Genomic DNA, 25,484 nt, shown 5'->3' with positions numbered 1-25,484 from the left:
GTGGCAGTTACCAGAGCATTGGCGTCACACAGCCCCCACGGCATCACGCAAATCTCGAGCGGACGTAAGCACTCGCACCTCTCAACTCGCTTGCATCGGGCCTCTCACCCTCGATATCCAGCGCACCTCAATAGTCCCAGATCTCACCTCCAGGTCGCAGCTCGACGATCTGAGATCTGAGACCAGGGAACAGCGCCCCGTCAAAGACGTACGTTATACGTGATATTGGTAGCATCCTCCTTTTCGCGAGACCCGCATGACCCGTAACCGCAAGGCCGTCCTGGCCAGCCTCGTCCTCGCCCCCCTGCTCGCCTCGGGCTTTGCCCTGCAGGCGCGCGCTACCCGGGGTGGGGCTCAATTGCTTGACCAGGTGCTGACATTCGTCGCCCTGCGGTACGTGGACACGCTCGACGCCCAGATGCTGTACGAAAAGGCGGCGCGTGGACTCGTGAAGGAGCTCAATGATCCCTACACCGAGCTCTTTACCCCCAAGCAGCTCGAGGAATTCTCGCGCAACACCAACGGGCGCTATGCCGGCATTGGCATGGAGATCGTGAAGGTGGGCGATTATGTGACCGTGAACAAAGTCTTCCCCGGCTCGCCGGCGGAACAGGGTGGCGTGCTCGAAGGCGACAAGATCGCCCTCGTGGACACCACCAGTGCCCGTGGCTTCAGCACGCAGCAGGTCCAGAACAAGCTGCTCGGCCCCATTGGCACGCCGGTGAGTGTGCAGTTCCTGCGCGTGGGGGTGCCGCAGCCGGTGAAGCTCAGCTTCAAGCGCGCGGAAATTCATGTGCCCGCGGTGCGCTACAGCATGATGCTCGATGAACGCACCGGCTACATCCCGCTCGAACGCTTCTCGGAGCAGACCACCGAAGACATTGCCAACGCCGTCATGGCGCTCAGCAAGAAGGGCGCGAAGGGGTTCATCATTGACCTGCGCGGCAACCCCGGTGGCATTCTCGAGGAAGCGTTCTCGATGTCCAACCTGTTCCTCCCCAAGGGCAAGGAGCTGTTGTCGGTACGTGGACGGGCGGAGTTCCAGAAGTTCGTCTCGCAGCAGGATCCACTCGCGCCGGAGATCCCGCTCGTGGTCATGGTCGATGGCGGCTCGGCGTCCGCGTCGGAAATCGTGGCCGGGGCGCTGCAGGACTACGATCGCGCGCTGGTGATTGGCACCACGAGCTTCGGCAAGGGGCTCGTACAGAGCGTGTACAACCTCGATGGCGGCTACGCGCTCAAGATCACGACGGGCAAGTGGTATACGCCGTCGGGCCGGTCCATTCAGAAGGAACGGAAGATCAACGCCGACGGACAGTTTGTTGAAGTGATGCCCGACAGCCTGGAGACAGACTCGGTGCGCAAGGCGCGTCCGGTGTTCAAGTCGGCCAGCGGTCGCACGGTGTATGGCGGCGGCGCCATTACCCCCGACGTGATCGTGCAGTCGGATACGCTCTCCACCGCCGAACAGCAGCTGCGTCGTGCGCTGCTGCCGGTGTACGGCAAGTATCTCGCGCACGTGGCCGCCGTGGCCGAACAGCAGAAGGGGAAGATTGCGCCGAACTTTGAGGTGAACCCCGCGTGGCGCGACGAAGTGTATCGTCGCCTCGTGGCCGACACGGTCAAGATCGACAAGGCCGTCTGGGACGCCGGCTCCACCGATGTGGACCGCAGCATTGAGGAGCGCGTGGCCAAGATTGCCTTTGGCGATACGCTCGTGCGTCGCCGCAGCCTCAAGGACGACAACCAGCTCCGCCGCGCCATGGAAATCATGCGCAAGGGCAGCACCCAGCAGGAGCTGTTCACCGCCGGGGCGCAGCTGGCCCCCAGCAAGCCCGGCGTGGCGCGCCGTAGCGGGCCGTGAACCTCTGGGCCTCCCTCTGAATCGGGGCTGGTTGTGCCTGATTGAGGGAGGGAATGACGTGGTGAGGTGAGGAGAAGTAATTCAAAAATCATGATGGGGTGTCCTTTCCGGACACCCCATTTTTTGTTGCTGTGCTCCCCACCTCCTCAGCTCCAGTCCTCCTCCGATCAGGCACAGCGGTCCATCCTTGAACTCCGGAGCGAGGGTCCGGCGCCTTCCGCAGAAATGCGGATTGCCACCCTTCACCCCCGGGACTACGGTTCAGCGCATGTCGTTGACCTCCACTTCCCGGCGCTCAGTCGCCGCCGCGGCGTTTGCCGCCTCCATGGTCGCTGCCTGCAGCAGCCAGCCTGCGTCCCCTGCCGCGAGCGCGTCGGCGCTGCGCCGAGCCATTGCGTCTGATTCGGGCGAGGCGCATCTCACCAGCCTGGTGCAGCTCACCGACGGCGGAGAGAACGCCGAGGCGTATTTCAGCGCCGACGGCAAGTACATCACCTTCCAGAGCACGCGCGACGGCCGGAGCTGTGACCAGCAGTACGTGATGCGCGCCGACGGCTCGCAGCTCACCAAGGTGTCGCAGGGTGGAAAGACCACCTGTGGGTGGTTTTTGCCCGGCAGCAAGCGGCTGTTCTTTGGTGCCACGCACCACGCCGATAGCGCCTGCCCGCCCAAGCCCGACCCGAGCGCCGGCTACGTGTGGGGGATCGATCCGTATGACATCTACACCACGGATATCGACGGCAAGAACATGAAGCGCCTCACCAACTACGGCGTGTATACCGCCGAAGGGGTGCTGAGTCCCGATGGCAAGCGCATCGTGTTCACGAGTCTCAAGGACGGAGACCTCGACATTTACACGATGAATGTGGACGGCAGCGACGTGAAGCGCCTCACCACCACGCCCGGCTACGACGGCGGCCCGTGGTGGAGCCCCGACGGCACGAAGATCGTGTACCGCGCCTGGCACTACGACAATCCGCAGGAGCTCAAGGCGTACCAGGATCTGCTGGCCAAGCGCATGATCCGCCCCAACCGCATGGAGTTGTTCGTCATGAACGCCGACGGCAGCGATCAGCGGCAGATCACGAAGCTGGGTGGCGCGAACTTCGGTCCGTCGTGGACCCCCGACGGGCAGCACATCATTTTTTCGTCGAACCACAAGAATCCGCGCAGTCGCAACTTCGACTTGTACACCGTGGCGCTTGACGGCGGTGATCTCCAGCAGATCACCACGAACCCCGAGTTCGACGGCTTCCCGATGTTCAGCCCCGATGGCAAGAAGCTCATTTTTGCGAGCAATCGCGGGGCGACGAAGCAGGGGGAGACGAACTTGTTCATCGCGGAATGGAAGTAGCTTCCGCAGCGACGGTGCCGGGTGGGGAGAGTGGGGCTTAACTGAAAGACAGCAGACGGCAGCCACACCGATGGCAGTTGGCCGGAATAGAGAAGGGGCCGATGCATTGCATCGGCCCCTTCTCTATTCCGGCCAGCCCTCTTGGTACTGAGCTATTTGTCCTGTTCTCGACCGCCTGGGAGCGGGAGCGCGGCGGCGGCGCGCCCGAGAGTACGCAGCTGGTTAGCCACATCCGTCTGCTCGTCGGTCCCAATACCGCTCATGGCGCGGGCGATGACGAGGGCGTGCGACGGGAACACCTCTGCCACCAGTTCGGTCCCCTTGGGGGTCAGCGCGGCATAGCGCGCGCGGCGATCGTAGTCGCAGCTCCGACGTTCCACCAACCCCTTGGCGGTGAGGCGGTCCACCAGGAATGTGATGCCGCCGCTCGACACGAGAATGCGCTTCTGCACTTCGCCCAGTAGCATGGGGCCACGATGGTACAGCGCCTCGAGAATGCCGAACTCGGCGAGCGTCAGCCCATACTGCGACGCATGCGCCGCGGCCTGGGTCGTCACGGCAGACTGCGCGCGCGACATGATGACCCACAACCGCAAGGCGGCGGCGGTGGCCTCGTCGAGGTCCGGTTCATGCGCCTCGGAATGCACCGAAGCGTCCTGCTGGGGTCGGGTGGTGGTGGCCATAGTGGTGAAGCCTCAGCGATCCCGGTTTTTTCCGCAAGGGTGCTCGGGCACTCATTTTTTGGGTATAAGATGCCAAGTCCTAATGAATAGTGGACCGAACGTTCCGAATGAAAAACCACCGAAAGAGTTAAAAGATGGTTAACCGTTACCGCAAAAGTACGGAAAGTGGTGTTGCGAAAAAAAAGGTGGTTATACCTTTCCGTCGCTGGCCGGAGGGACTGTTGGCCAGCGTACTTTCCGCGAGGAGGCGTGATGCGTAAGCCCCGACCGAACACGTATAACCCAGCGCAGGCCCTGCACCTTATTGCAACGGACCGTACTGGGCTTCCCCTGAGCTGCCCGAGCTGCGAAGGTCAGATTGACCGAGACCCGGCCAGCACCCCGCCACAGCCGCACTCGCACGTGACGCTCAAATGCACGAGCTGTGGTCGGTTGGCCCGCTACATCGCCGGTGTGAACTGACCGGTCGTCGGAAGTAGAGGGGGTAGAACCCCCCGAAACAGAACGCCCCCGCCGAGTGTCATCGGCCGGGGCGTTTCGATTGAACGGGGGGAGATCAGTAGGTGATCGTGCCCTGCTTGGAGGTGTCCACGTCGTCCGCCTGGCCGCCCTTGAAGAGGAAGGCGTCCATGTTGCGGGTGAGGAAGGTGCGCGCCTGCGGGTCCATCACGTTCAGGCCGTAGTGGTTGATGAGCATGGTCTGCTGCTTGAGCCACTGGCCCCAGCAATCCTTGCAGATCTCGGTGACGACGCGGGCGCCGATGGCGCCGGGGAACGGCGGGCGCTCGAACCCTTCACGGGTCGTGCTGCAGCGCGTGCAGGTGACATCAGCCATGATCGTTACTCCGCGACGCGGACATGCGCGCCGACGCGCGCGTACTTCACTTCGGCCAGCCCGAAGAGCGACAGCAGTTTGATGTACATCCACCCGATATCGAACTCGAACCAGCGGTGTGCAAACTTCGCGCTGTGCGGGTCGGCATGGTGGTTGTTGTGCAGTTCCTCACCGGCAATGATGATGGCGATGGGCGTGATGTTGCGGCTCTCATCTTTCACATCATGATTGCGGTAACCCAGCGCGTGTCCCACGCCGTTCACAATGCCCGCCGCCCAGAAGGGAATCCAGATCATCTGGATGCCCCACACCACCGGGCCAATGAACCAGCCAAAGAGCCAGATATTGATGGCGAGCATCAGAAAGATGCCCATGTTGGAGCGCTTGTCGAGCAGATGGCGCTCAATCCAGTCGTTGGGCGTCCCCTTGCCGTACTTGTCGAGCATGCCCGGCTGACGCACCGCGTTGCGGTAGTAGAAGGCGCCCTTGAGCAGGATATTGCGCAACCCTTCCACTACCGGGCTATGTGGATCCCCTTCCCGGTCGGCAAAGGCGTGGTGCTTGCGATGGCAAGCCACCCACTCCTTGGTCTTGGTGGCCGTGGTAAGCCACAGCCACACGCGCATGGGCATCTCCACAATGGTGTGGAACACCACACTGCGATGCGTCTGCGACCGATGCAGAAAGAGCGTGACGCAGATATTCGTGAGATGACCGGCAACCAGCACGAAGACGACCGGCTTCCACCAATCGGCTCCCCAACTTCCAAACTCGGGCATGACCGCTCCAAAACGTTGAACATCGCGCACTGACCCGCCCGTTCGGGGGCCAGCCGAGGAAAGTTAGCCACGTGCATTCACGGGGGCTATCCGCCGGCACCGTGAACCGATCGCACGAAGGCCCCAATCACAGCTGCTTAATCTCCGAAATCACCTTGGTCAGCGACCCCTTGGCGTCCCCGAAGAGCATGCTGGTCTTGTCGTCGTAGAACAGCTCGTTCTCAATGCCCGCAAAACCGGCGTTCATGGAGCGCTTGAGCACGATGATCTGCCGCGCCTCGTTCACGCGCAGAATGGGCATACCATAAATGGGACTCGCGGGGTCGGTTTTGGCGGCGGGGTTCACCACATCGTTCGCCCCAATCACCACCGCCACATCCACCTCGGCGAACGAGTCGTTGATCTCGTCCATGTCGTACATGCGGTCGTACGGCACGTTGGCTTCGGCCAGCAACACGTTCATGTGCCCCGGCATGCGGCCGGCCACGGGATGAATGGCGTAGCGCACCTCCCCGCCCTTCTTCTCAATGAGCTCGGCCAACTCGCGCACCTGATGCTGCGCCTGACTCACGGCCATCCCGTAGCCCGGCACAATCACCACCTTCTGCGCAAAGGCCAGCTGCACGGCGGCGTCTTCGGCGCTCACGCTGCGGGCCGTGAGTCCTTCGCTGGTCTTGCCGCTCACGGCACTGCCAGCCGACCCGAACGCGCCAAAGAGCACGTTGCTGAACGAGCGGTTCATGGCCTTCGACATCACGATCGACAGAATGAACCCGCTGGCGCCATCGAGCGCGCCGGCAATGATGAGCACATTGTTGCCAATGGCAAAACCGGTGGCACTCGCCGCCAACCCGGCGTACGAATTGAGCAGCGACACCACCACCGGCATGTCGGCGCCACCAATGGGCAACACGAGCATGAAGCCAATGGCAAACGAAATGCCCACCATGGCGTAGAAGGCCAGCACGTTGTTGGGCTCCACCACCAACCACCCAAAGCAGCCCACTGCGGCCAGAAAGAGCAGCCCGTTGAGCACGTTCTGCCCCTTGAACGTGATCGGCTTGCCGGTGATGAACTCCTGCAGCTTGCCGAAGGCCATGAACGAGCCCGACACCGTGAGCGCGCCAAAGAGCACCTCGAAGCCCAGCGCCGCCATCTTGAAGCGCGCGTCACTCGCCGACGGGTTGGACGGCTGCTCACCCTGATACATGTGGTAGAACTCGCCGATGCCTACGAGCGTCGCCGCGAGCGCACCGAACATGTGCGAGAAGGCAATACGCTGCGGCATGGCCGTCATGGGCACGAACTTGCCCAGTGGATACCCCACGACCGTGCCTACAATGAGCCCCGTGACAATCCACGTGTACGTGAGGATTTCCCGGTGCAGCATGGTCCCAATGATGGCCAGCAGCATCCCGAGGGCGGCCAGCTGCATCCCGCGACGTGCTTCGTCAGGCTTCGTGAGACTGCGCAGCCCCAGCATGAACAGCACACTGGCCGCGAGATACGTGACCTGCGAAATGATCTCCTGCACGTTCCCGGCGGTGCTTTCCGCTGCCGTCATGGCGAGCACGTCGGTCATGACGCACCGTCCGCAGGCGACGACGGCTTGTCGTCACGCCGCTTGAACATGGTGAGCATGCGGTCGGTAATGATGAAGCCACCCACCACGTTGGTCATGGCGCACGCCACGGCAATGGCGCCCAGAATGGTAGGCAATTTTCCGTACTGACCGCCGGCGAGCACAATGGACCCCACCAGCGAAATGCCACTGATGGCATTCGTCGCCGCCATGAGCGGCGTGTGCAGCAGATGCGGCACGCGCGAAATGACAAGGAAGCCGACGAAGCCGGCGAGAATGAACACATACAGCTGAAAGAATCCGGTCATCGACATAGGTCAGCTCCTCGTGGGCGTAGCGCTCTTCGGCGTATCGCTCTTCGGCGTTCCGGCGTGCGTCAGTGCCATGGCCCCGGTGATTTCGTCGGCAAGATCGATGGTGAGCGTGCCCTCGTTGCTCACGATGTGCTGCAGCAGCGTGAGCACGTTGCGGCTGAACATCTGACTGGCGTGCGTGGGCATGGTGGCCGGCAGATTGGTGGCGCCCACCACCTGCACGCCATTCACTTCAATCGTTTCGCCAGGCACGGTGAGTTCGCAGTTGCCACCGGTGTCGGCGGCGAGGTCCACAATCACACTTCCCGGTTTCATGCTGCGCACCATGTCGGCCGTAATGAGCCGAGGCGCGGCGCGGCCGGGGATCTGGGCCGTAGTGACCACGAGGTCCTGCGAGGCGATATGCTTCGCGATCGTCGCGAGGGTCCGCGCCGCCTCGTCGTCGCTCTGTGCCTTGGCGTAGCCGCCCTTGTCTTCGCTGGCCGCGCTCACCACATCGCTTTGCACGAAGGTGGCGCCGAGTGACTTGACCTGTTCGGCGGCGGCGGGGCGCACGTCGAAGCCACTGGTCACGGCCCCCAACCGGCGCGCGGTGGCCAGCGCCTGCAGCCCGGCCACTCCGGCGCCAAGTACGAAGGCCTTGGCCGGCGTAATGCTCCCGGCAGCGGTGGTGAGCATGGGGAGAAAGCGCGGCAGCAAGGACGCGCCAATGAGTACGGCCTTGTACCCGGCCACGGTGGCCTGACTGGAGAGCACGTCCATGCTCTGCGCGCGGGTAATGCGCGGGACCAGTTCCAGGGCCAGCGCGGTCACTCGGCGAGCCGACAGCGCAACCACGGTGTCCAGGGCCGACGCCGGGGCCATGAGGCTCACCAGCACCGCGCCTTCGGAGATAAGCGTCACTTCGGCGTCATCTGGCCGCTGCACCCGCACGACAATCTCGGCCCCGGCGTGCGCGGCGAGTGCGGTGGGAGCAATGGAGGCCCCGGCGGCGAGGTAGCTGGCATCGTCGAAGTGGGCGCGTGCTCCGGCCCCGGCCTGCACCACCACCTCGTGCCCGGCCTTGACCAGTTTGGAGACGCTGTCGGGAATGAGCGCCACGCGGGATTCGTTGGGCGCTGTTTCGGCGACTACGCAGATTTTCATGGGAGCGACTGGCTAAGTGGAACAACAGGCGGGTCGAGCCGCTGAATCAGCGCTGCAGACACGCCCGGGAAGAGCAGAATCCGGATACCGGAGTGCTTTGTTCCCCAATGCTTTGGGTCGCTTGGGGCGGCGGCGGGCGTAGTGCTTGGCGCCGGGCTTCGATCAACAGCTGGGCCCCGGGCTCCGTGGGTCGGGCGGGCTTTATCTCAACAGCTGGGCCCCCGCAGGCGGGGGCCCAGCTGTTCACCCAACCCGCCCCACAAGAACGGCCAAGCTCACAGATGCCTCTCAAACCACGCAATCACCCGGTCGGCCACCAGGTCCCGCTCCAGGTCAGCCGAAATGATGTGGCCAGACCCGGAAAGCCATAACTGTTCTTTATCTGTCGCTTGTATGGCGTTGTAATGCTTCTCACCAGCGGCGGCACTGACCCGGTTATCGAGGGTGCTCTGCACGTATAAGGTGGGCACCCGCACCTGCCCCAGCACCGACTGTGCGTCGAGCGCGATGGTCCGCAGCGCCAGCAACGCCTGTGCGGTGACGATCCCCGGCCCCAGCGCCGCGCGGCGGGCAACCGGATCGTGCAGCGACCGCTCCCCGCCAAGGCTTTTGTGGTACGGCGCCGGACTCAGACGGGCCAGCCGGAACTGCCACCCCAACCGCGGCTCCAGCCCAATGAATGGCGCCAGCAGTGCCACCGCCGGCATCTCGGAGTGGCTCGCCGCCAGCAACACCGCCAGCGCACCACCCATGCTCTGGCCGCACACGTACACCCGGCGGTGCTCGAGGTGGAGCGCCGTGAACGCCGACTGCACCGCCTCGCGCCAGGCACCCGCCCGCGCCTCTCGGGCCAGCTCCGGCAACGAACAGCCGTGCCCCGGGAGCCGCAGTCCGTGCACCGTGTACCCCACGGCGTTCAGCCGCGCGCCGAGGTACGCCATGGACTGCGGCGTGTCATTGAAGCCGTGCAGCAGCAACACCGCCCGGTCGCTGGTTCCGCGCAGGAAAAACTCCTCGGCGCCAATCACCACCCCATTAGCGCCGCGCGGCCGACGTGCCGCATCGCTGGACTCAAAACGCTGCGCCACCCGCCAACGCCACAGCCAGACCCACCCACCGAGGGCCACCGCCGCGCCAACGGCGCCAGTCAACAGCCACCCGGTGTTCATTGGCTTCGTGCCCGGCTCAGTACCGCGCCAATGACGGATCGACCTCGACACTCCAGGCGTCGATCCCACCGTCAATGTTGATGAGCTGCGCAAAGCCGTGCTGCGCCATCCAGTTTCCTGCCATCTCACTGCGCATGCCGTGATGACAGAGCAAGGCGTACGTACGCGTAGGGTCGAGTGCGTCCACCCGCGTGGGGAGCGTGGAGAGCGGAATGAGCACACTGCCTTCGAGATGGGCAATGTCGTACTCCCACTGCTCCCGCACATCAATGACAACCGGCGGCGTGGCAGTAGCGAGCAGCGCCGCAACATCGGCGGCGGAGCGGTGGTCGAGTGGCATGATGGTCCTTACTCCGAGAGCGATACGCAACGCAACGTGGAATACCCGGTACAGTTCAGCGGCCGGGCGCGGTCAGTGCGGCACGAGCCGTGTCGAGCGCAGCGGCTGCCGCCTCGAACCGTTGTACGAGATCGGTAATCTCCGCGTTGGTTTCGGCCTCCGTGCCATATCGGATGGCCTCGTTCACGCCGGGGAACACCATGCTGGAGTAGCCGTTGTCCACGTCGGATGCGTAGATGAGCGTGCGATACCACGGACGGCTCTTGAGACCACGATCGCGGGCAAAGCTGCGTTCCACCGTCAGCAACGCCGCATTCGCCGCATCTTTGGCCGGCTTGGCCACACCCTTCTCCAGCGCCGCGTCCCGTGCCGTGCCAAATGCGGTCGCCGCGCTCTCCAGTTTCGTAATGGCCGCGCCCAACGTGCCCACCCCGGCGGTGGCCCACCCCTTCTGCGTGAGCCCGCGCTCCACCGGCGTCAGGTAGCGACGCATGGTGCGGGCAAACTCCGCGTAGTCGTACGGCAGCACCTCGGCGTTAGCCAGGCGCAGGGCGAACGCCGCGCCAATGCGTCCCGACGCTGCGTGATACAAAAAGCCCGGGTCACCAAACTTCTCCATCCAGGCGTGCGTGTCGTACGCGGAATGGTAGGTACCGGCCGGACCACCAAATCCCCAGTCGGCAGTGGGAATGCCAAAGTGATTGTAAAAGCCGGCAAAGTCACTGCCGCCGCCCGGGTCGCCCATTGCCGGCTCCAGCGAATCCACGCGCGTGCCCGTGGTGAGCCGCCACGCCTCATACACGCTGCCACGACCACGCGGGTCGGGCACACTCTTCACCACATCGCGCAGCGCCGCGCGCATGCTGGGGCTACCGCCACCACCAAACTGCGACCCCTGCGCCGACACATCCTGATTGAGGTACGCCACGGCGCCCTTCTTGAGACGCAGCGAGTCGTCTTCCACGTATTCGCTGCTTCCCACCAATCCCCACTCCTCAGCGTCCCACGTGGCAAAGACAATCGTGCGCTTGGGGCGCTGCCCCTTCTTCGCCATGTCGGCCAGGGCATTGGCCGCTTCGAGAATGCTCACCGTACCGCTGATGTTGTCCGCGGCGCCGGGGCCCCACGAATCGCGATGCCCACCGATGTACACGTACTGGTCGGGGAACTCGGTGCCGCGCAGATACCCCAGCGTATTGAAGATCTGCTTCGTGCCGGCGGTGGCCGCATCGGTGGTCACTTCCACGCGGGCGCGCACCGGGCCGGCGCCAATGTGATACCGAATGGGCATCCCCCCCTGCCAATTGCGCGGAATATCGGTGCCTCGTACCTCACTCAGCAGCGCCTGCGCGTTGGCCGCGCTGATGGGCACCACCGGAATACGCGGCAGCTCCGTCTGGTCAGGGGTGAGGCGCGGCGCGTTGCCCTTGCTGGCATAGCCTGGCGTGAGCGGATCGCCGGCGCCGTTGAACACACTGCCACGCTGCACTCCCTGCAGCGGACGCATGGGGCCTTCGGGATACACATCGCCCGTCACGAAGCCGTCGTCGAGCGGATCGGTGTAGATGAGCAGCGCCACCGCGCCGCGCTTTTGTGCTTCGCGCGCCTTGATGCCACGAAAGCTGCGGCCGTACCGCGAGAGCACCACCTTGCCCTTCACGCTCACGCCCAGAGAATCGAGGGTGGCGTAGTCTTCAATGAGGCCGAAATTCACAAACACCACGTCGCCTTCGCCCACGCCGGCGCCGCTGGAGCCATTCACGGTGAGATACTGCGGCAGCTGCGTCGCCGGGTCGCTCGCGATGGGCGGCTCCACCAAGTCGAGTGCGCTGGTATCACGGTGCATGCGCGTGATCTTCACCGAGGTGGCGTGCGGCAGCCACACGTCATACGTCCGGAGCTCCGTCTCGAGCCCCATGGCCTTCATTTGCGCCATGACGTAGTCGGCGGTGCGCTTCTGCGCCGGCGTGCCGGCAATGTGTGGCTCCTTGGAGAGCGCCGCCGAGTGTGCCTTGGCGCGCGACGCCACCGGGCCGGCAATGGCCGCCTGCTCCAGCTGCCGCTGCGCATACGCCGCCGACGGCGAATAGCCGGGAATGGAAGACTGCGCTGAGAGCAGCGCCGGGGCACCGGCCAGCGGCACCAAAAGCGCCGAGCGTCGCGCAACAGCACGGAAGCGACCAATCACAAACGGTCTCCTGTAGGGGTAGGTGAACTGTACCAAACTACCACCTCACCCCCCTCTGCACCCTGCCTCCTGCCCCCTCTGCGTCCTGCTCCCTCGTTGTTTATCCCGCCTCGTACTCCTCCGCCGCCCGCAGCATGGCCTGCTGCAGCAAGGCCTCGCGGTCCACTCCATCGGGAAGCGCCGCCGACAGCACCGTAAACTGCCGCAGCATTTCGTCTTCCAGCTGGACCCGCGTGGGGGAATTGAGCCCCAGGACGGCCAGCGACATGACGGCGAGGTCGCGCAGCTGGCGCACCGTTTCGTCGTCGAGCCCCTGCAGCGACGGCGGACGGGGGACGGGGCCGGGCTTTTCGCGACGCCGCTTTGGCGTTTCGAAGAGCGATGTCACCGGCGCGAACGTGACCACAAACGATCCCGGCGTATGCTCGGCGTAGCCGGCAATCACGTTCCGGCGGCGGAGCGACGGCAGCAGCTTCACGATGGATTCGCGGACCGGCGAATAGCCGTCCACGCTGTTGTTGCCACGTCCCGTAATCACGAGCGCCTCGTCGGCGCCCAGCACCTGCTGCTCGCGCAGCCAGCGTTCGGCCAGCGCCGTGGCCTGCAATGCCGTAGGCTGCAGCGCACGCAAGTTGAGCGTGCGGCTGCTGCCAAAGCGCAGGTCATCGAAGGCGCGGTCGAGGCTGGTCATGCGGTGAGGTGACGCGTTCCCGGAGGTCAGCGGCGCGCGCGCGGCGACGGCGGCGACGTGAGCACGGAGGTGAGAATACGCCCATCGATTGGCTCAATGGGCTCCACGTGCAGCAGGTACGCCAACGTGGGGGCGACATCTACAGAGCGAATGGGAGTGGTGAAACGTCCCGCTTTGATGCCGGGGCCCATGAAGAGCACAGGGATATGGGCATCGAGATCGTACGGCGTGCCGTGCGTGGCGTAGCGCGTGGTGGCCACATAGTAGCCCGACTTGAACGTCACCGTGAGCACGACCTCCATGTCCGGCGGCAACGAGTTGTACCAGCGTCGGGCAATCTTGTCGCCCTTGGCCGCGTTGGCCGCCAGCATGGTGACGCGGTCCACGCGGGCCATGCCGGGAAGGGCCAGCAGAGCGGTCCGCAGCGCCGCAATGGTGGAGTCGGCGTTGATCCCCTTGGCCGCAAAACGGCGCCGGTCGAGCATGACCATCTTGTCCTGATACTCGAGGGCGTCGGTCTCGAGCCCACGTGCCACGAGGGCGCTGCCCACCGCGCTCATCACCGGACGAACATCCACGCGACCACGATTGGGGTCGGTGCCGGCAAAGGTGGCGAGTGGATACGGCGTCACCCCGTGATCGGAGCCGAGGGCAAAGACGATGCGGGTAGAGTCACGCATTTTGTACAGCGAATCGATGAGCCGGCCAAGGGCGCGATCCACACGCAGCACCTGATCATGCAGCTCCTTGGAGTCGGGTCCCCACGCGTGGCCCACGGCATCAGTGGTAGACAGCGACACCGCGAGCACGTCGGTGGTGGGGCCTTTGCCCAGGTCCATGGCCTGCACGCCGGCAAGCGCCATGTCTACGGTGTACTCGTCCATCCACGGGAACGAGGCGAGTGAATCAAAGCCCAGGCGGCGATCTTTGTTGAGCGTATGCGGAAAGGCGATGTCGCGCCCTTCGTGCTCGTAGTCGATGCTGTCACGTTCGGTGTACGCCGAGGCCGGCAGCAGCGGCGACCAGGTTTGTCCCAGCCACTTGGCGGCCCCGTCGCGCGCATTGAACTGCTGCACCCAGGTGGGGAGCGTGTCGGCGTAGTACCGGCTGGTAATGAAGCGACCGTCGAGGCCGTACCAGTACACCTGCTGCTTGGCTTTGCCGAGCGGCAGGATGGCGCCGCGATCCTTGCGTGACACGGAGAGCGCGCGCGAGAACTGGTCGCGGGCGCGAACCCAATCGAACAGCGCCGACCCACGGAAGCGCCAGGGGGAGGCACCACCACCGCGCCCGCTCAACAGCGGTGACTGGGCGTCGGCAACGCCGAGGTCATTGATGACAATGCCGGTGTTGCGCGGAAAGCGCCCCGACCAGAGGGTCGCGTGCCCGGGGGCAGTTTCCGTGGTGGCGTGATCGTGGAACGCCTGGGTAAAGAAGGCGCCCTTCGTGAGGAAGCGCTTGAGGCCACCGGTAAACTGCGGCCCCCATTTGTCGAGATAGTCGGGACGCAGCTGGTCGACGGTGATCTGCACGACGAGCGTGGGCTTTTGCTGCGCCGACACGGCGGTCGGCAGCGCGAGGGCCGCAGCGGCGGCGAGGGCTCGGAAGGTCATGCGGGAAATGTAGCGCGAGGGTGCGGCGGGGCGGGTAACGTGCTCGTGACGAACGAACAGGAAGCAGGGGGCAGGGGGCAGGGGGCAGAGATCAGGGGGCAGGAAGGGCGGAGGGAAAATGAAAACGGGGGCCACGTGGTCGTGGCCCCCGTTTCAGAATTCCTGCCAACTGCCGTCTGTGCTTGCTGCGGTCTGCCGTCTGCAGTAAGTCGCTCACGCGAACCCGCCACGCAACGGCAGCCAGCCCGTCCGGCCTCGTGCACGTCGCCGGATCGACGCGCCAGGACAGGGCCAACACCGCCGGTACAACAACGACACACGGGCTGGTGCACATCGCGGAGTGCACACACGCAAACACCGCGTGGCGTCCCGCACCGATCACGGAGGCACGTGATGGCGCCGTCAATATTGTGCATTCCACGCGTTTGCACTAGAGGCAAAGCAAAACGCGCGTACGCCGAGTTTGGCGCACGCACGTTCACGTTGCATCAGGCTGGCGTGGTTTGAACAGCAATCGCACAGAGGTCACTGAGGCAACGGAGGATACAAAGCCTACTCCGTAGATCTCGTGTTGTTCGCACTGTGGCCTCTGTTTCCTCCGAGGCCTCTGTGAGAGCTTTTGCTTTCAGCCCTTCATTGCCGCTTCGAGAATCTCCAGTCCGCTCGCCAACTCGGCCTGCGAAATGACCAGCGGCGGCAAGAAGCGCAGCGTGTGTTCGCCGGCGCTCACCATGAGCAGGCCGCGGTCGAAGGCGCGTCCAATGATGGCCGCGGCCGGCTCATGCACGTCCATGCCCCACATGAGGCCCTTGCCGCGAATGGCGCGCACGGAACCGGTGCGGTCGGCAATCCCCTGCAGCTGTTCACCGAACCAGGCGCCCACTTCGCGGACATGCTGCAGCAGCGCCGGGTCGGACAGACGCTGTACGACGTGGTGCGCCACATGCGCCAGCAGCGGGCCACCGCCGAACGTGGTGCCATGATCGCCCGGCTGCATGGTGCGCGCGACTTTTTCGTTCACCAGAATGGCGCCAATGGGGAGGCCGTTCGCGAGCGGCTTGGCAATGGTGAGCATGTCCGGCTCAATGCCCAGCTGCTCGTAAGCAAAGAAGCTCCCCGTGCGTCCCAGCCCGCACTGGATTTCGTCGAGAATGAGCAGGACGTCGCGCTCTGCGGTGAGTGCCCGCAGTCCCCGCAGGAACTCCGGATCCACGACCCGCACCCCGCCTTCGCCCTGAATGGGTTCCACAATGACCGCCGCGACGGTTTGTGTATCGAGCACCGTGCGCAGCTCGTCGAGGTCGCGCTCCACGATGCTCACGCCACCCATGAGCGGGCGGAACGGCAACCGGTATGCCGGGCGATCGGTGGCCGCGAGCGTGCCCGGCAGCCGACCGTGGAAGGAGCCACGCACCGCAATGATTTCGTGCTTGGCCACGTGCGGCGTGCTTCTGGCCCACCGCCGCGCAAACTTGAAGGCGCCTTCGTTGGCTTCGGCGCCCGAGTTGGAAAAGAAGACACTGCTCGCGAACGAGTGATCCACGAGCCACTGCGCGAGCGCCTCACCCGGTGCCGTGCGGTACAGGTTGGAGGTGTGAATGAGCCCCGAGGCAATGGACTCCTGCAGCGCGTTGTTCACACCGGCGTCGTTGTGCCCCAGCGACGTCACGGCAATCCCGGCCACAAAGTCGAGATAGCGCTTGCCGGTCTCGTCAATCATGTACACGCCATCGCCGCGCACGAAGAGCGGCGCCTGTCGCTTGTACGTGCCCAGAATGGCGGGCAACGGAGCGGGAGTCGCCGTCGGCGCGGCGGCCGATGGGGACACGGGCGGGATCATCGTTGACGTCATGGCAGCTACCGGAAAGAAATGAGACGAAAAAGGAGACGTCGTTAGGCGCGCGCGACGATCGCAGTTCCCGCTTGGGGAACGGTGAGCGCGGCGAGATCGCCGATGCGCACCCGTGAAACACCACCCGCCAGCGCCGTCGCGCAGGCGTCCAGCTTGGCGGCCATCCCGCCGCCCGCAACACCACTTGCCACCAACGCCCGCGTTTCATCGAGCGTGAGCTGCGCCAGCTGTTGCTTGTTGCCATCGAGCACGCCCGGCACATCGGCCATGAGGAACAGCTCCGTGGCCCCCAACGCTGCCGCAATCGCCGCGGCGGCATCATCGCCGTTCACGTTGTACGCGCCCGATTCACCCTCATGCTCGCGCGCCGCCACCGGCGAAATGACCGGCAGATACCCGGCGGCGAGCAGCGCCGTCACCACGCCGGGGTTCACCACCGAGGGCGTGCCGGAGTGCCCGAACTGGGCCACATCTATAGGGGTCGCGCGCAGCAGCGCCGCGTCTTCGCCGCTGATCCCCACCGCCGGCGCTCCCGCCGCGACCAACGCACTCACCATCTGCTTGTTGGCCAGGCCGCTCAGCACCATGCGAACGAGTTCCAGCGCCGTATCCGTGGTGACACGCCGTCCGCCAATGAATACCGGCTCTTCCCCGCGCAGCCGCTGCAGCGCGCTGATCTGATCGCCACCGCCGTGCACGACGACCACTTGGCCGCCCGTTGACTGCCACAAGGCAGCAATGGCAGCGGGGAGCAGTGGATCGTTTTGGGTGCGGCCACCGAGCTTGATGCAAATCATGCCTGCAACCCCGCTCCTTCATCCAGGCCCAGCATGATATTCGCGTTCTGCACCGCCTGCCCCGCCGCACCCTTTACGAGGTTGTCGATCGCGCTGAACACCAGCAGCGTGTCCTGTCGCAGACCCGTGGGAATGACGGCGCCAATGCGCACCACGTTGCGGTGCTGTACATCTGCCAGCGCCGGCAACCCTGTGGTGAGCTCCACAAACGGTTCGTTGGCGTAGGCCTCGCGGTATGGCGCCAGCGCATCGCTGAGCGGGCGTGACAGCGGCACTGAAATGGTGCTCAGAATACCGCGGTCCACCGGCAGCAGATGCGGCGTGAACAGCAGGTCGCAGTCGGCGCCAAGACGTGCCAGCGTGGCCCGCATTTCATACAGATGGCGATGCGCGTTGCCCACGCCGTAGGCGCGGAAGTCTTCGGTGATTTCGGCGAAGAGCAGTTCGAGCTTGGGGCTGGCCCCGGCTCCACTCACACCACTGGCCGACGAGATGTTGACCGTGGCACCCGGCGCAATGAGTCCGGACTTCGCGAGCGGGGCGAGCGCCACCAGAATGCTCGTGGCGTAGCACCCGGGGTTGGCCACTACGCGCGCGTTCGCCATATCGGCGCGGAACAGCTCTGGCATGCCATAAGGGGCGTCGGCCGGCACGCCCGCGGGGAGCGCGTGGGTCACGCCGCCGTGTCCCGGGCGCAGATCGCTGGACAGATCCACCACGCGGGCGCCGGCCGCGATGACTTTGCCAATCCACTCCGCACTCGCCCCGTGCGGCAGCGCCGCAAACACGAGATCCACACCGGCCAGGTCAGCCTCCTCCGGCGCCACCATGGGCACGTCGTGCACGCGCCCGCCCGCCCGCACGCGCAGCGTGGTGCCGCGCTGCGAATTGGCCGTGGCAAACGCCAACGTCAGGTTCGGGTGGCCCAGCACGAGGGCGCATAGCTCACGCCCGGAATAGCCGGACGCGCCAAGGACACCCACGCGATAGGTCGGAGCAACGGCAGACTGAGGCACGATCGACGATACGGAAGACGGTTGATTCAGGATGGCATACTATGCAGTATTAATGCATAATTTTGCATGCACGCGCTGTCAATCATCGTTCGTCTCCGAAGTATTTATGCCGGTCCGGTGTGCGACATCGCCTGACGTTCCCGTTTGTCCGTGGAGTACCCGTGTCCGATAAATCCGACCGGCACGCTGTCATTCGTGACATCGTGTCGGCACATGCAGTGGCCAGCCAGGAAGAGCTGCGCCGGAAGCTGGCCAAACGCGGCTGGGACGTCACGCAGTCCACCCTCTCCCGTGACCTGCGCGAGCTGCGGCTGGCGCGCATTCCCGGTGGCCAGGGGCGGGCACGATATGCCTTTCCCGAGAACACCACGGCCGGGGGCGAAGTGGCGCTCGCACGGCTGGAACGCATGCTGCCGGAACTGCTCACCGGGGTGGAGGGCGTGCAGGCGCTGGTCGTGGCCCGTACCATGAAATCGGGCGCGCAGCCGGTCGCCGAGGTGCTCGACCAGCTGGAGTGGCCCGACGTGGCCGGCACCATTGCCGGCGATGATACGGTGCTCATTATCTGCCGGAGCCCGGAGGGAACCGAACGGGTGCTGCGGAAGCTCCGGGCGTATATACGGGTGTAAGGAACTGAAAACTGAAAACTCGAACTGAAAACTGACAACTCAGACTGACCACTGAAAACTTCTCTCCCGTACGCAAAGTCTGCCCTTCCGCCTGTGGGCGGGCAACTTGTCAGTTTTCAGTTGGAGTTTTCAGTCTTCAGTTAGAGTTTTCAGTCGTCAGTCAAAGTCCCCCCAACTTGAACCCCGCACCGGCAACCGCTGCTTTCCGGTGCTCTCATCAATCTTCGTGCTCTGATGTCCAACGACGCCGCAACGCATAAACTCTGGGGGGGCCGCTTTGCCGGTGGCCCGTCGCCGCTGCTCGACGCGATCAACCGCTCCATTGGCACCGACTTCCGGCTCTGGCCGCACGACATCCGGCTGTCCCGGGCGTGGGCGCTCGCGCTGGCCAAGGCCGGCGTGTTCACCATGGACGAAGCGGACGCGTTGCGCAGTGGGCTCGATCGCGTAGCGGCGCGCATTGCCGACGGTGCGCAGCCCATCGCCACCGACGAGGACATCCACACCATGATCGACCGGCTGCTGCACGAGGAGGCCGGAACCGTGGCCTCCAAGCTGCACACCGGCCGCTCGCGCAACGATCAGGTGGCCACCGCCTCACGGCTCTGGACGATGGACGCCTGTCGCAAGCTCGACGTGGCCATCCGTGAGCTGCAGCAGGCGCTGCTCACGCAGGCCGAACAGATTGCCGACGCCATTTTGCCGGCGTACACGCACCTGCAGCGGGCCCAGCCCGTCAGCGGCGCCCACTGGCTGCTGGCGCACTTCTGGCCCCTCGAGCGCGATCGCGCCCGCCTGGCCAATGCACTACGTGGCACTTCCACCTTGCCACTCGGCTCCGGCGCCATTGCCGGTTCGGCGTTCCCGGTGCCACGCGATGTGCTGCGCGACGAACTCGACTTTCTGGCCATCTCCCCCAACAGCATCGACGCCACCGGCGATCGTGACTTTGTCGCGGAAACGATGTTCGTGTGCACCATGGTGGCCGTGCACTGCTCGCGCATTGCCGAAGACATGATCATTTACGGCTCGAGCGAGTTTGGCTTCATCAAGTTTGGCGATGGCTTCAGCACCGGCAGCAGCATGATGCCGCAGAAGCGCAATCCCGATGTCTTTGAGCTCGCGCGTGGCGGCGGTGCCCGGGTGTTGGGCGACCTCGTATCATTGCTCGGCACCATCAAGGGGCTGCCCAGCGGCTACAGCAAGGACTTGCAAGACGACAAGCGCGCCATGTTCAACGCGGTGGATCTGCTGCACTTGGTGTTGCCTTCCATGGCCGGCGCCATTGGAGAATTGCGCTTCAATCGCGAGCGCATGCGTGGCGCGGTATCGAGCGCCATGATGGCCACCGATCTGGCGGACTATCTGGTAAAGAAGGGTGCCACCTTCCGCGAAGCGCACGGCGCCGTGGGCTCACTGGTGCGTCAAGCCGAAGAAGCCGGCATTGAGATGACCGAACTGCCTGCCGCCGCGTTCAGCACGGCGCACGCACTCTTTGGCGATGATGCGCGTGATGCGTTGGGCGCCGAAGCATCGCTGGCCGCACGCAACATTGCCGGCGGCACCGGCCCCGAAGCCGTGCGGGTGCAGATTGCGCAGGCGCACGCGGCGCTGGCTGCCCACGCACTGTGAGCGGCACGCCGGAGACGGGGGTCGTGTTCAACGGCGCCCGCTACGATGGCATCCTGTTCGATTGCGACGGGGTGCTGGTGGACAGCGAACGCATTACCAGTCGCGTGTGGGCCGGGCTGCTGACCAACATTGGGCTCCCCACCACCACGGAGCAGTCGCTTGCGACGTATCTGGGCAATTCCATGGCGCGCTGCCTGGAGATTGTCACCGAGCAGTTGGGGCACACACCACCCGATTCCCTGCTCACCGATTTTTATGCGCAGGTGAAGGTGGCGCTGGCCAGCGAAGTCGTCGCCGTTGATGGCATTGTTGAGGTGCTCGATGCGCTCGATGCGGCCGATGTGGGATACGGCGTTGCTTCGAACGGCGAACACGAAAAGATGGAAACGACGCTGGGCGCCACCGGGCTGCTGTCCCGCTTCGAAGGGCGACGGTTTTCGGCCGTAGACGTGGCCCGCCCCAAGCCGGCCCCCGATCTGTTTCTGCACGCCGCCCAGCAACTGGGCTTTGCCCCGTCGCGCACCATTGTGGTGGAAGACAGTCCGCTCGGCGTTTTTGGCGCCAGCACCGCCGGGATGACGGTAATTGGCTACGCCGAACTGGTGTCGCCCGAGCGGCTCATGGCCGCCGGGGCGGTGCACACCGTGTTCAACCTGCGTGAACTGCTGGCGTTCATCCGTTAGCGGAACGCGTAGCCCACGGTAAGGCGCAACGTGGGCAGATACTCCTGGAAGTTGTCAAACCCGTTCTTCGTCTCTTCGCCGATGTAGTAGCGCTTCGCGCCGCCGCCGAGCGTGACCGCGGTGTTGCGCGATTTGCCGAGCAGCCACTGGTAGTGCATTTCCACGGAGAAGGTGGCGCCGCTGGTGGATTTTGTCTGCGCCGCACAATCCACGTTGGGAATCCCCGTGCAAAATTCGTCGATGTTCTCGTTGCGAATGCGCCCGTATCCCAACCCGGTGGCAATGGCGAAGCCCTGCAGACCGCGCTCCTGCGGGTACAGGCGCAGCTTCACGTCGGCGTTGGTGTAGATGTCGTCGAACTGGATGTGCGAAGCACTCACCGCCACGGCGAGGTTGTCCTTGATCCGCCCCTCGAACTCGCCCTGGAAAAACCCGGCGAGTGGCAGGAAGGGATTGATGGAAACCACCTTGCCGGGGCCCTGCGCCAACACAGGCGTGGCCGGAAGAGTGAGGACCAGGGCGCCAAGTGCGAGGGCGGCGACGTGACGACGGGTGATGGGCATAGTGCGGTGGGGTGTGAAGGGAGAAGCTGTCGGGGGGTGTACCGTGCCAACAGGGTGGCAGCGCCACCGCTTAATAGAGGGCGTACCCAACGCTGACCCGCGCGGTTCCGGTGAGTTGCGGAAAGCCCTGCAGTGTGGCGGGTAACCGCTCCTCCACAAAGTACCGCTTCACGCCCGCACCGACAGTCAACACCATGTGGTGCGGCGCCTTGGCGATCCACTGGTGCGTCACTTCCGCCGTCACGGTTGGTCCGGCGTAGCTCTCGGAAAAGTCGTAGCATCCGCCCCCGCCTCCCCCTGGAGGACTGGACGCGCAGATGACGCCGACGTTCCGATCGGTCACGTGTCCATAACCGGCGCCAATGGCAAAGCCCACGCCGTCGAGCACGCGCCCTCGGGGATTGGGATAGTAGCGCAGCTTGAGGTCCGCGTTGGTATAGCGATCGGCCAACCGCACCGCAGAACCGCTGAGCGCTACGGACACCCGAGGACTCACGCGCTGCTCAACTTCGCCCTGCACGCTCCCGGTGATCAGCAGGACATGATTGATCGACATAATGCGGCGCGGCGACTGCGCCGACAGGCGCGTTGCGTTCGGCAGGGTGCTCAACGCCGCGATGACCAGCACCGCCGAGGAACGCATCAGAAGGCGTACCCAATGGTCAGCCGCAGTGTGGGGACCAGTTCCTGGAAACTTTCGTTGGAACGCGTATCCACGAAATAGCGCTTTGCCCCCGCGCCAAACGCCACGCTCGTTTTGCGCGCGCGCCCCAGCAGGAACTGATAGTGCGCTTCCACCGAGAAGGTGGCGCCGCTCACCGAGCGGCGGCCGACGTCCGGGCAAACGACACCCACGAGCGCGATGCACGCCAAGGGTTCCGTATAGCTGTCCTCGCGAATGCGGCCAAAGCCACCGCCCGCGGCCAGACCAAACCCTTCCAGCCCACGTTCCTGCGGATAAAGCCGCAGCTTCACATCAAGGCTGGTGTAGTAGTCATCAAGCCGCGCGTGCGCGCCGGAAACGGCCAGCGCCACATTTTCCTTGAGCTTGGTTTCGAACTCCCCCTGGAAGTATCCGGCCAGTGGCAGAAAGGGGTTGATGGACAACACATGGCGCGGCGACGAGACCGTGGCCGTGGCCGCTGTCTGGGGTTGTGCGCGCAGCGGGCGCGGGGCTCCGGCCGTGAGGGCGAGCGTCGCGAGGCCCATAGCCAGCGCCGTGGTACGTACCGAACGAGTGAACATGCGTTTAGCTCAGGTTGCGTGGAGAAGTGCCTTGGCCGCCATCTCACCGCCGCGAGCGGCGCCTTCGAGCGAGCTGGAGTGCAGCGTTTCGCTGGCGCGCCACAGTCCCGGCACACCACAGGCAATACTGGGGCGCTGATTACGCCACCCCGGTGCCTGTTCAAACTGTGAATACGGCACGCGCCAGAGCGCGACGCGCTCCAGCGCGACGCGCGCTTCCGACACACTGCCCATGGCGCACAGTTCCCGGCGAGCGACCGCATCCAGCGTGTCATCCGGGAGGGTCGCGGCATCGCCAAGGATGGTGGCGGCAATGAGCGTGCGGCCACCGGAGGCGTACTCAGGGGCCACGTCGGTGAGCGTCACGGCGTGCGACACGACGGCATCCGGGTTGGCATTGAGCCAGAGGGCCTTGCCCGGAATGGGCGTGGTGCGGGCAGTGAAATACAGCGTGGTGCAGCCACGGGCGCCGGTGGGTTCGGGAAGCGTGAGCCCGGCCGTAGCAGCCAGAGTGGCCGCCATGGGCGCATCGGTGGCCAGCACCACCTGAGCCGCGTCAAGCACACGATCATCAGTGAGCCGTACCCCGGTCACCCTTCCCTCTGTCACCACCAGCGCGCGCACGGCCTGCCCGGTGCGCACCGTGCCCGGCGCGAGGCGATCGGCCATCTGCCGGGTCAGTGCGCCAATGCCACCGGCCGGCACCACGGTGTCGCCGTCGGCCAGCATTTTGAAGGTGAAGAGCAGAATGCTGGCGCTGGTCGCGAGGGTGCGGTCCAGCAGAATGCCGCCATAAAAGGGGGCAAAGAACCCATCAATCACCGCCGGCCCAAAGCCGCGACCGCGTAAAAAGTCGCGCGTGCTGATGCCGGCAAAGCGGGCGCTGAAGCAGTCATCAATGGTGAGCTGCTGCGCAAAGCGGCGCAGCGCGAGCAGCCGCAACTTGTCACCCACACCAATGGCGCGGGCAAAAATCGTATCGAACAACAGCCCCGGATCGGCGAGCGCGTCGCCAATGAGCGACGTCTGTCCATCGCGGGCAATGCGCGCCGCTGGCGTGAATTTGCGCAGCGCCAGCGTCTCGAAATTGAGATAGCGCCGCAGCGTGGGATACGCCGTGAACAGCACCTGAAAGCCGTGGTCGATGACCAGTCCATTCACCATGGTGGTACGCACGCGGCCGCCCACCTCTGCCGCCGCATCAAGCACCAGCACCTCTCGCTGCGCGGCCTGCAGTTCAATGGCGGCCACCAGACCGGCCACGCCGGCCCCGACGATGACAATGGGAGCACTCATGACGTGAACACTAATCCGCTGCAGGGTTGGGTAAAACAACAGAGGGCGACCCGATTGGATCGCCCCCTGGTCCGGACTGCAGCGGACGTGTTAGAAGCGCACGCCGAAGACGATGGGCACGAAGCGCGAGCTATTGCCGTCGGAGAAGATGTTGACCAGGCGGGCTTCCGCGAACGTGGAGAAACCGGACAGCTGGAACGCGACGCCGGCGCCGGCCTGGAGGCCGAGGTTGGTGTCGCTGCCGGAGATTTCAGCGCTGCCAAAGTCCGCCGTAGTCTTGCCGTTGTACAAGCCGAGGCCACCAAGGACGTACGGCTTCACCATCGACGACGATTCCGTAGGAAAGTCGTAGACGACGTTGCCGGCAACTCCAAGGCTGCGGAAGCTGAAATCACTGTTGCCGTCGGCGGTCCAGCGGTCATAGCTCACATCACCACGCAAGCGAAGGGACTGGAGCGAGGCCGGCTTGAAATACACGTGGCCGGTGACGTTGAAGCCCGAGCTGAGCCCCTCTCCAAAGTCGCCCATGGGCAGCGACAACCCACCGCTCACCCCAAGGGAGATTGGCTTGTCACTGCTCTGCGCCGAAAGCGCGGCCGGGGCAGCGAGCGCCGCCACCAGACCCAATGCACGAAGTGCGCGTTTCATAGTCATCCTCCAAAAAGTTCGAAAAGGAGTGCCGGGCCAGGTTAGACGTAACCCTCCCGCTTACTCCGGTGACTCCTGTACGGCGGTCACGAAGTATTCGGTTTCACCAAAGCACGATGTTGGTACCCCGATATGTTGGCTATAGGTCACCGTGACCCGCTTGCCGCTGAGGTCGGCAATCGCTTTGGCCACGGAGTCGTTGCGCACCGTGAACGAGAAGCTGTCCGAGCGGAATCCCTTGGCGATATCCGTGTACAGCGTGCCTTCCCACGTTTTGCACAGCCAGCCCTTCCGAGAGATCTTCTGCACAAAGCCTGCCCGCGTCCCGTCGGAGTAGCTCCACGAGAGCGCGGCGGCCGCCCAGACTCCCAACCCGAGGGTGGGGAGCGCAATCAGGGTGACCACCGTCGTCGCCAGCCAATGGCGGCGAAAGAAGGACTTCCGGGGGGCCTCAGCCACCGTCGCGGGGGCTGACTCGGCACCGGCGGCGGTCGAGTCGTGTTCGTCTGGGATAGGATCAGCCATATCCGGAACTTGGGGGACCCCCGGGGGCCGCGCTAGCTTT

25 protein-coding genes are annotated in these 25,484 nt (G+C 64.7%); 5 read left to right on the top strand and 20 right to left on the bottom strand.

The annotated features are described in order from the left end of the window. Window positions 1-256: 256 nt before the first annotated feature. Both GEMMAAP_RS01310 and GEMMAAP_RS01305 read left to right on the top strand, forming a co-directional pair. Complete coding sequence (locus GEMMAAP_RS01310; RefSeq protein ID WP_053333915.1) at window positions 257-1,864, top strand: S41 family peptidase; 1,608 nt, start codon at window positions 257-259, stop codon at window positions 1,862-1,864. Between the two features lie 268 nt (window positions 1,865-2,132). Then, the gene (locus GEMMAAP_RS01305; protein ID WP_043580122.1) at window positions 2,133-3,218 is read left to right on the top strand and encodes a TolB family protein; all 1,086 of its coding nucleotides are present in this window, start codon (window positions 2,133-2,135) and stop codon (window positions 3,216-3,218) included. A gap of 152 nt (window positions 3,219-3,370) precedes the next feature. Here the strand turns inward: GEMMAAP_RS01305 and GEMMAAP_RS01300 are convergent, their stop codons facing one another. The 14 genes from GEMMAAP_RS01300 to argC all read right to left on the bottom strand — a co-directional run bounded on the left by GEMMAAP_RS01300 (window position 3,371) and on the right by argC (window position 18,223). Then, complete coding sequence (locus GEMMAAP_RS01300; protein ID WP_053333914.1) at window positions 3,371-3,901, bottom strand: MarR family winged helix-turn-helix transcriptional regulator; 531 nt, start codon at window positions 3,899-3,901, stop codon at window positions 3,371-3,373. A 556-nt stretch (window positions 3,902-4,457) separates the two neighbouring features. Continuing rightward, complete coding sequence (locus tag GEMMAAP_RS01295; protein ID WP_053333913.1) at window positions 4,458-4,736, bottom strand: oxidative damage protection protein; 279 nt, start codon at window positions 4,734-4,736, stop codon at window positions 4,458-4,460. A gap of 5 nt (window positions 4,737-4,741) precedes the next feature. Further along, window positions 4,742-5,515 (bottom strand): acyl-CoA desaturase, encoded by a 774-nt coding sequence (locus GEMMAAP_RS01290; RefSeq protein WP_043580389.1) that lies wholly within the window; start codon window positions 5,513-5,515, stop codon window positions 4,742-4,744. A 127-nt stretch (window positions 5,516-5,642) separates the two neighbouring features. After that, the gene (locus tag GEMMAAP_RS01285) at window positions 5,643-7,079 is read right to left on the bottom strand and encodes an NAD(P)(+) transhydrogenase (Re/Si-specific) subunit beta (RefSeq protein ID WP_043580387.1); all 1,437 of its coding nucleotides are present in this window, start codon (window positions 7,077-7,079) and stop codon (window positions 5,643-5,645) included. Between the two features lie 14 nt (window positions 7,080-7,093). Beyond that, a complete protein-coding gene (locus tag GEMMAAP_RS01280) occupies window positions 7,094-7,411 on the bottom strand; it encodes a proton-translocating transhydrogenase family protein (RefSeq protein ID WP_043580121.1) in 318 nt (105 codons plus the stop codon). A 3-nt stretch (window positions 7,412-7,414) separates the two neighbouring features. Beyond that, window positions 7,415-8,557, bottom strand: coding sequence for a Re/Si-specific NAD(P)(+) transhydrogenase subunit alpha (locus GEMMAAP_RS01275; RefSeq protein ID WP_026849113.1), 1,143 nt, complete (start codon window positions 8,555-8,557; stop codon window positions 7,415-7,417). Between the two features lie 275 nt (window positions 8,558-8,832). Next, window positions 8,833-9,726, bottom strand: coding sequence for an alpha/beta hydrolase (locus GEMMAAP_RS01270; RefSeq protein WP_053333911.1), 894 nt, complete (start codon window positions 9,724-9,726; stop codon window positions 8,833-8,835). Window positions 9,727-9,742: 16 nt separating this feature from the next. Further along, window positions 9,743-10,066, bottom strand: a complete 324-nt coding sequence (locus GEMMAAP_RS01265) for a rhodanese-like domain-containing protein (protein ID WP_026849112.1) — start codon at window positions 10,064-10,066, stop codon at window positions 9,743-9,745. Between the two features lie 55 nt (window positions 10,067-10,121). After that, the gene (locus GEMMAAP_RS01260) at window positions 10,122-12,254 is read right to left on the bottom strand and encodes a M20/M25/M40 family metallo-hydrolase (RefSeq protein ID WP_053333910.1); all 2,133 of its coding nucleotides are present in this window, start codon (window positions 12,252-12,254) and stop codon (window positions 10,122-10,124) included. 100 nt (window positions 12,255-12,354) lie between these two features. Further along, window positions 12,355-12,945, bottom strand: a complete 591-nt coding sequence (locus GEMMAAP_RS01255; protein WP_026849111.1) for a hypothetical protein — start codon at window positions 12,943-12,945, stop codon at window positions 12,355-12,357. A 26-nt stretch (window positions 12,946-12,971) separates the two neighbouring features. Further along, the gene (locus GEMMAAP_RS01250) at window positions 12,972-14,558 is read right to left on the bottom strand and encodes an alkaline phosphatase family protein (protein WP_026849110.1); all 1,587 of its coding nucleotides are present in this window, start codon (window positions 14,556-14,558) and stop codon (window positions 12,972-12,974) included. A 625-nt stretch (window positions 14,559-15,183) separates the two neighbouring features. Beyond that, window positions 15,184-16,410 (bottom strand): aspartate aminotransferase family protein, encoded by a 1,227-nt coding sequence (locus tag GEMMAAP_RS01245; RefSeq protein WP_145978937.1) that lies wholly within the window; start codon window positions 16,408-16,410, stop codon window positions 15,184-15,186. A gap of 41 nt (window positions 16,411-16,451) precedes the next feature. Next, window positions 16,452-17,207 (bottom strand): acetylglutamate kinase, encoded by a 756-nt coding sequence (argB, locus tag GEMMAAP_RS01240; protein WP_053333909.1) that lies wholly within the window; start codon window positions 17,205-17,207, stop codon window positions 16,452-16,454. Beyond that, a complete protein-coding gene (argC, locus tag GEMMAAP_RS01235) occupies window positions 17,204-18,223 on the bottom strand; it encodes an N-acetyl-gamma-glutamyl-phosphate reductase (RefSeq protein WP_026849109.1) in 1,020 nt (339 codons plus the stop codon). Before argC ends, argB begins: the two co-directional genes overlap by 4 nt. A 161-nt stretch (window positions 18,224-18,384) precedes the next feature. Between argC and argR the strand changes: the two genes are divergently transcribed. The 3 genes from argR (at window position 18,385) to GEMMAAP_RS01220 (ending at window position 21,167) form a co-directional block, all read left to right on the top strand. Next, complete coding sequence (gene argR, locus GEMMAAP_RS01230; RefSeq protein ID WP_026849108.1) at window positions 18,385-18,852, top strand: arginine repressor; 468 nt, start codon at window positions 18,385-18,387, stop codon at window positions 18,850-18,852. 234 nt (window positions 18,853-19,086) lie between these two features. Beyond that, a complete protein-coding gene (argH, locus tag GEMMAAP_RS01225) occupies window positions 19,087-20,484 on the top strand; it encodes an argininosuccinate lyase (RefSeq protein WP_043580112.1) in 1,398 nt (465 codons plus the stop codon). A 23-nt stretch (window positions 20,485-20,507) separates the two neighbouring features. Further along, a complete protein-coding gene (locus tag GEMMAAP_RS01220) occupies window positions 20,508-21,167 on the top strand; it encodes an HAD family hydrolase (RefSeq protein ID WP_026849106.1) in 660 nt (219 codons plus the stop codon). On the opposite strand, the gene GEMMAAP_RS01215 is transcribed toward GEMMAAP_RS01220, so the two are convergent. The 6 genes from GEMMAAP_RS01215 to GEMMAAP_RS01190 all read right to left on the bottom strand — a co-directional run bounded on the left by GEMMAAP_RS01215 (window position 21,164) and on the right by GEMMAAP_RS01190 (window position 25,444). Continuing rightward, window positions 21,164-21,730 (bottom strand): hypothetical protein, encoded by a 567-nt coding sequence (locus GEMMAAP_RS01215; protein ID WP_026849105.1) that lies wholly within the window; start codon window positions 21,728-21,730, stop codon window positions 21,164-21,166. The two genes, GEMMAAP_RS01220 and GEMMAAP_RS01215, sit on opposite strands and share 4 nt — an antisense overlap. Window positions 21,731-21,800: 70 nt before the next feature. After that, on the bottom strand, window positions 21,801-22,373 hold the full coding sequence (locus GEMMAAP_RS01210) for a hypothetical protein (RefSeq protein ID WP_026849104.1): 573 nt from the start codon (window positions 22,371-22,373) through the stop codon (window positions 21,801-21,803). Next, on the bottom strand, window positions 22,373-22,975 hold the full coding sequence (locus tag GEMMAAP_RS01205) for a hypothetical protein (RefSeq protein WP_026849103.1): 603 nt from the start codon (window positions 22,973-22,975) through the stop codon (window positions 22,373-22,375). The genes GEMMAAP_RS01210 and GEMMAAP_RS01205 overlap by 1 nt, the downstream gene beginning before the upstream one ends. A 9-nt stretch (window positions 22,976-22,984) precedes the next feature. Next, entirely contained in the window at window positions 22,985-24,271 is a 1,287-nt protein-coding gene (locus GEMMAAP_RS01200; protein WP_043580111.1) for an FAD-dependent oxidoreductase, read from the bottom strand. A 90-nt stretch (window positions 24,272-24,361) separates the two neighbouring features. Next, window positions 24,362-24,919 (bottom strand): outer membrane protein, encoded by a 558-nt coding sequence (locus tag GEMMAAP_RS01195; RefSeq protein WP_026849101.1) that lies wholly within the window; start codon window positions 24,917-24,919, stop codon window positions 24,362-24,364. A 60-nt stretch (window positions 24,920-24,979) separates the two neighbouring features. Continuing rightward, complete coding sequence (locus GEMMAAP_RS01190) at window positions 24,980-25,444, bottom strand: hypothetical protein (RefSeq protein WP_202969175.1); 465 nt, start codon at window positions 25,442-25,444, stop codon at window positions 24,980-24,982. Between the last annotated feature and the right edge of the window lie 40 nt (window positions 25,445-25,484).

The sequence above is a fragment of the Gemmatimonas phototrophica genome, from assembly GCF_000695095.2.
GTDB classification, from domain to species: Bacteria; Gemmatimonadota; Gemmatimonadetes; order Gemmatimonadales; family Gemmatimonadaceae; genus Gemmatimonas; species Gemmatimonas phototrophica.
The sequence above is the reverse complement of the archived record's forward strand: the minus strand, read 5'-3'. Positions and strand labels throughout refer to the sequence as shown.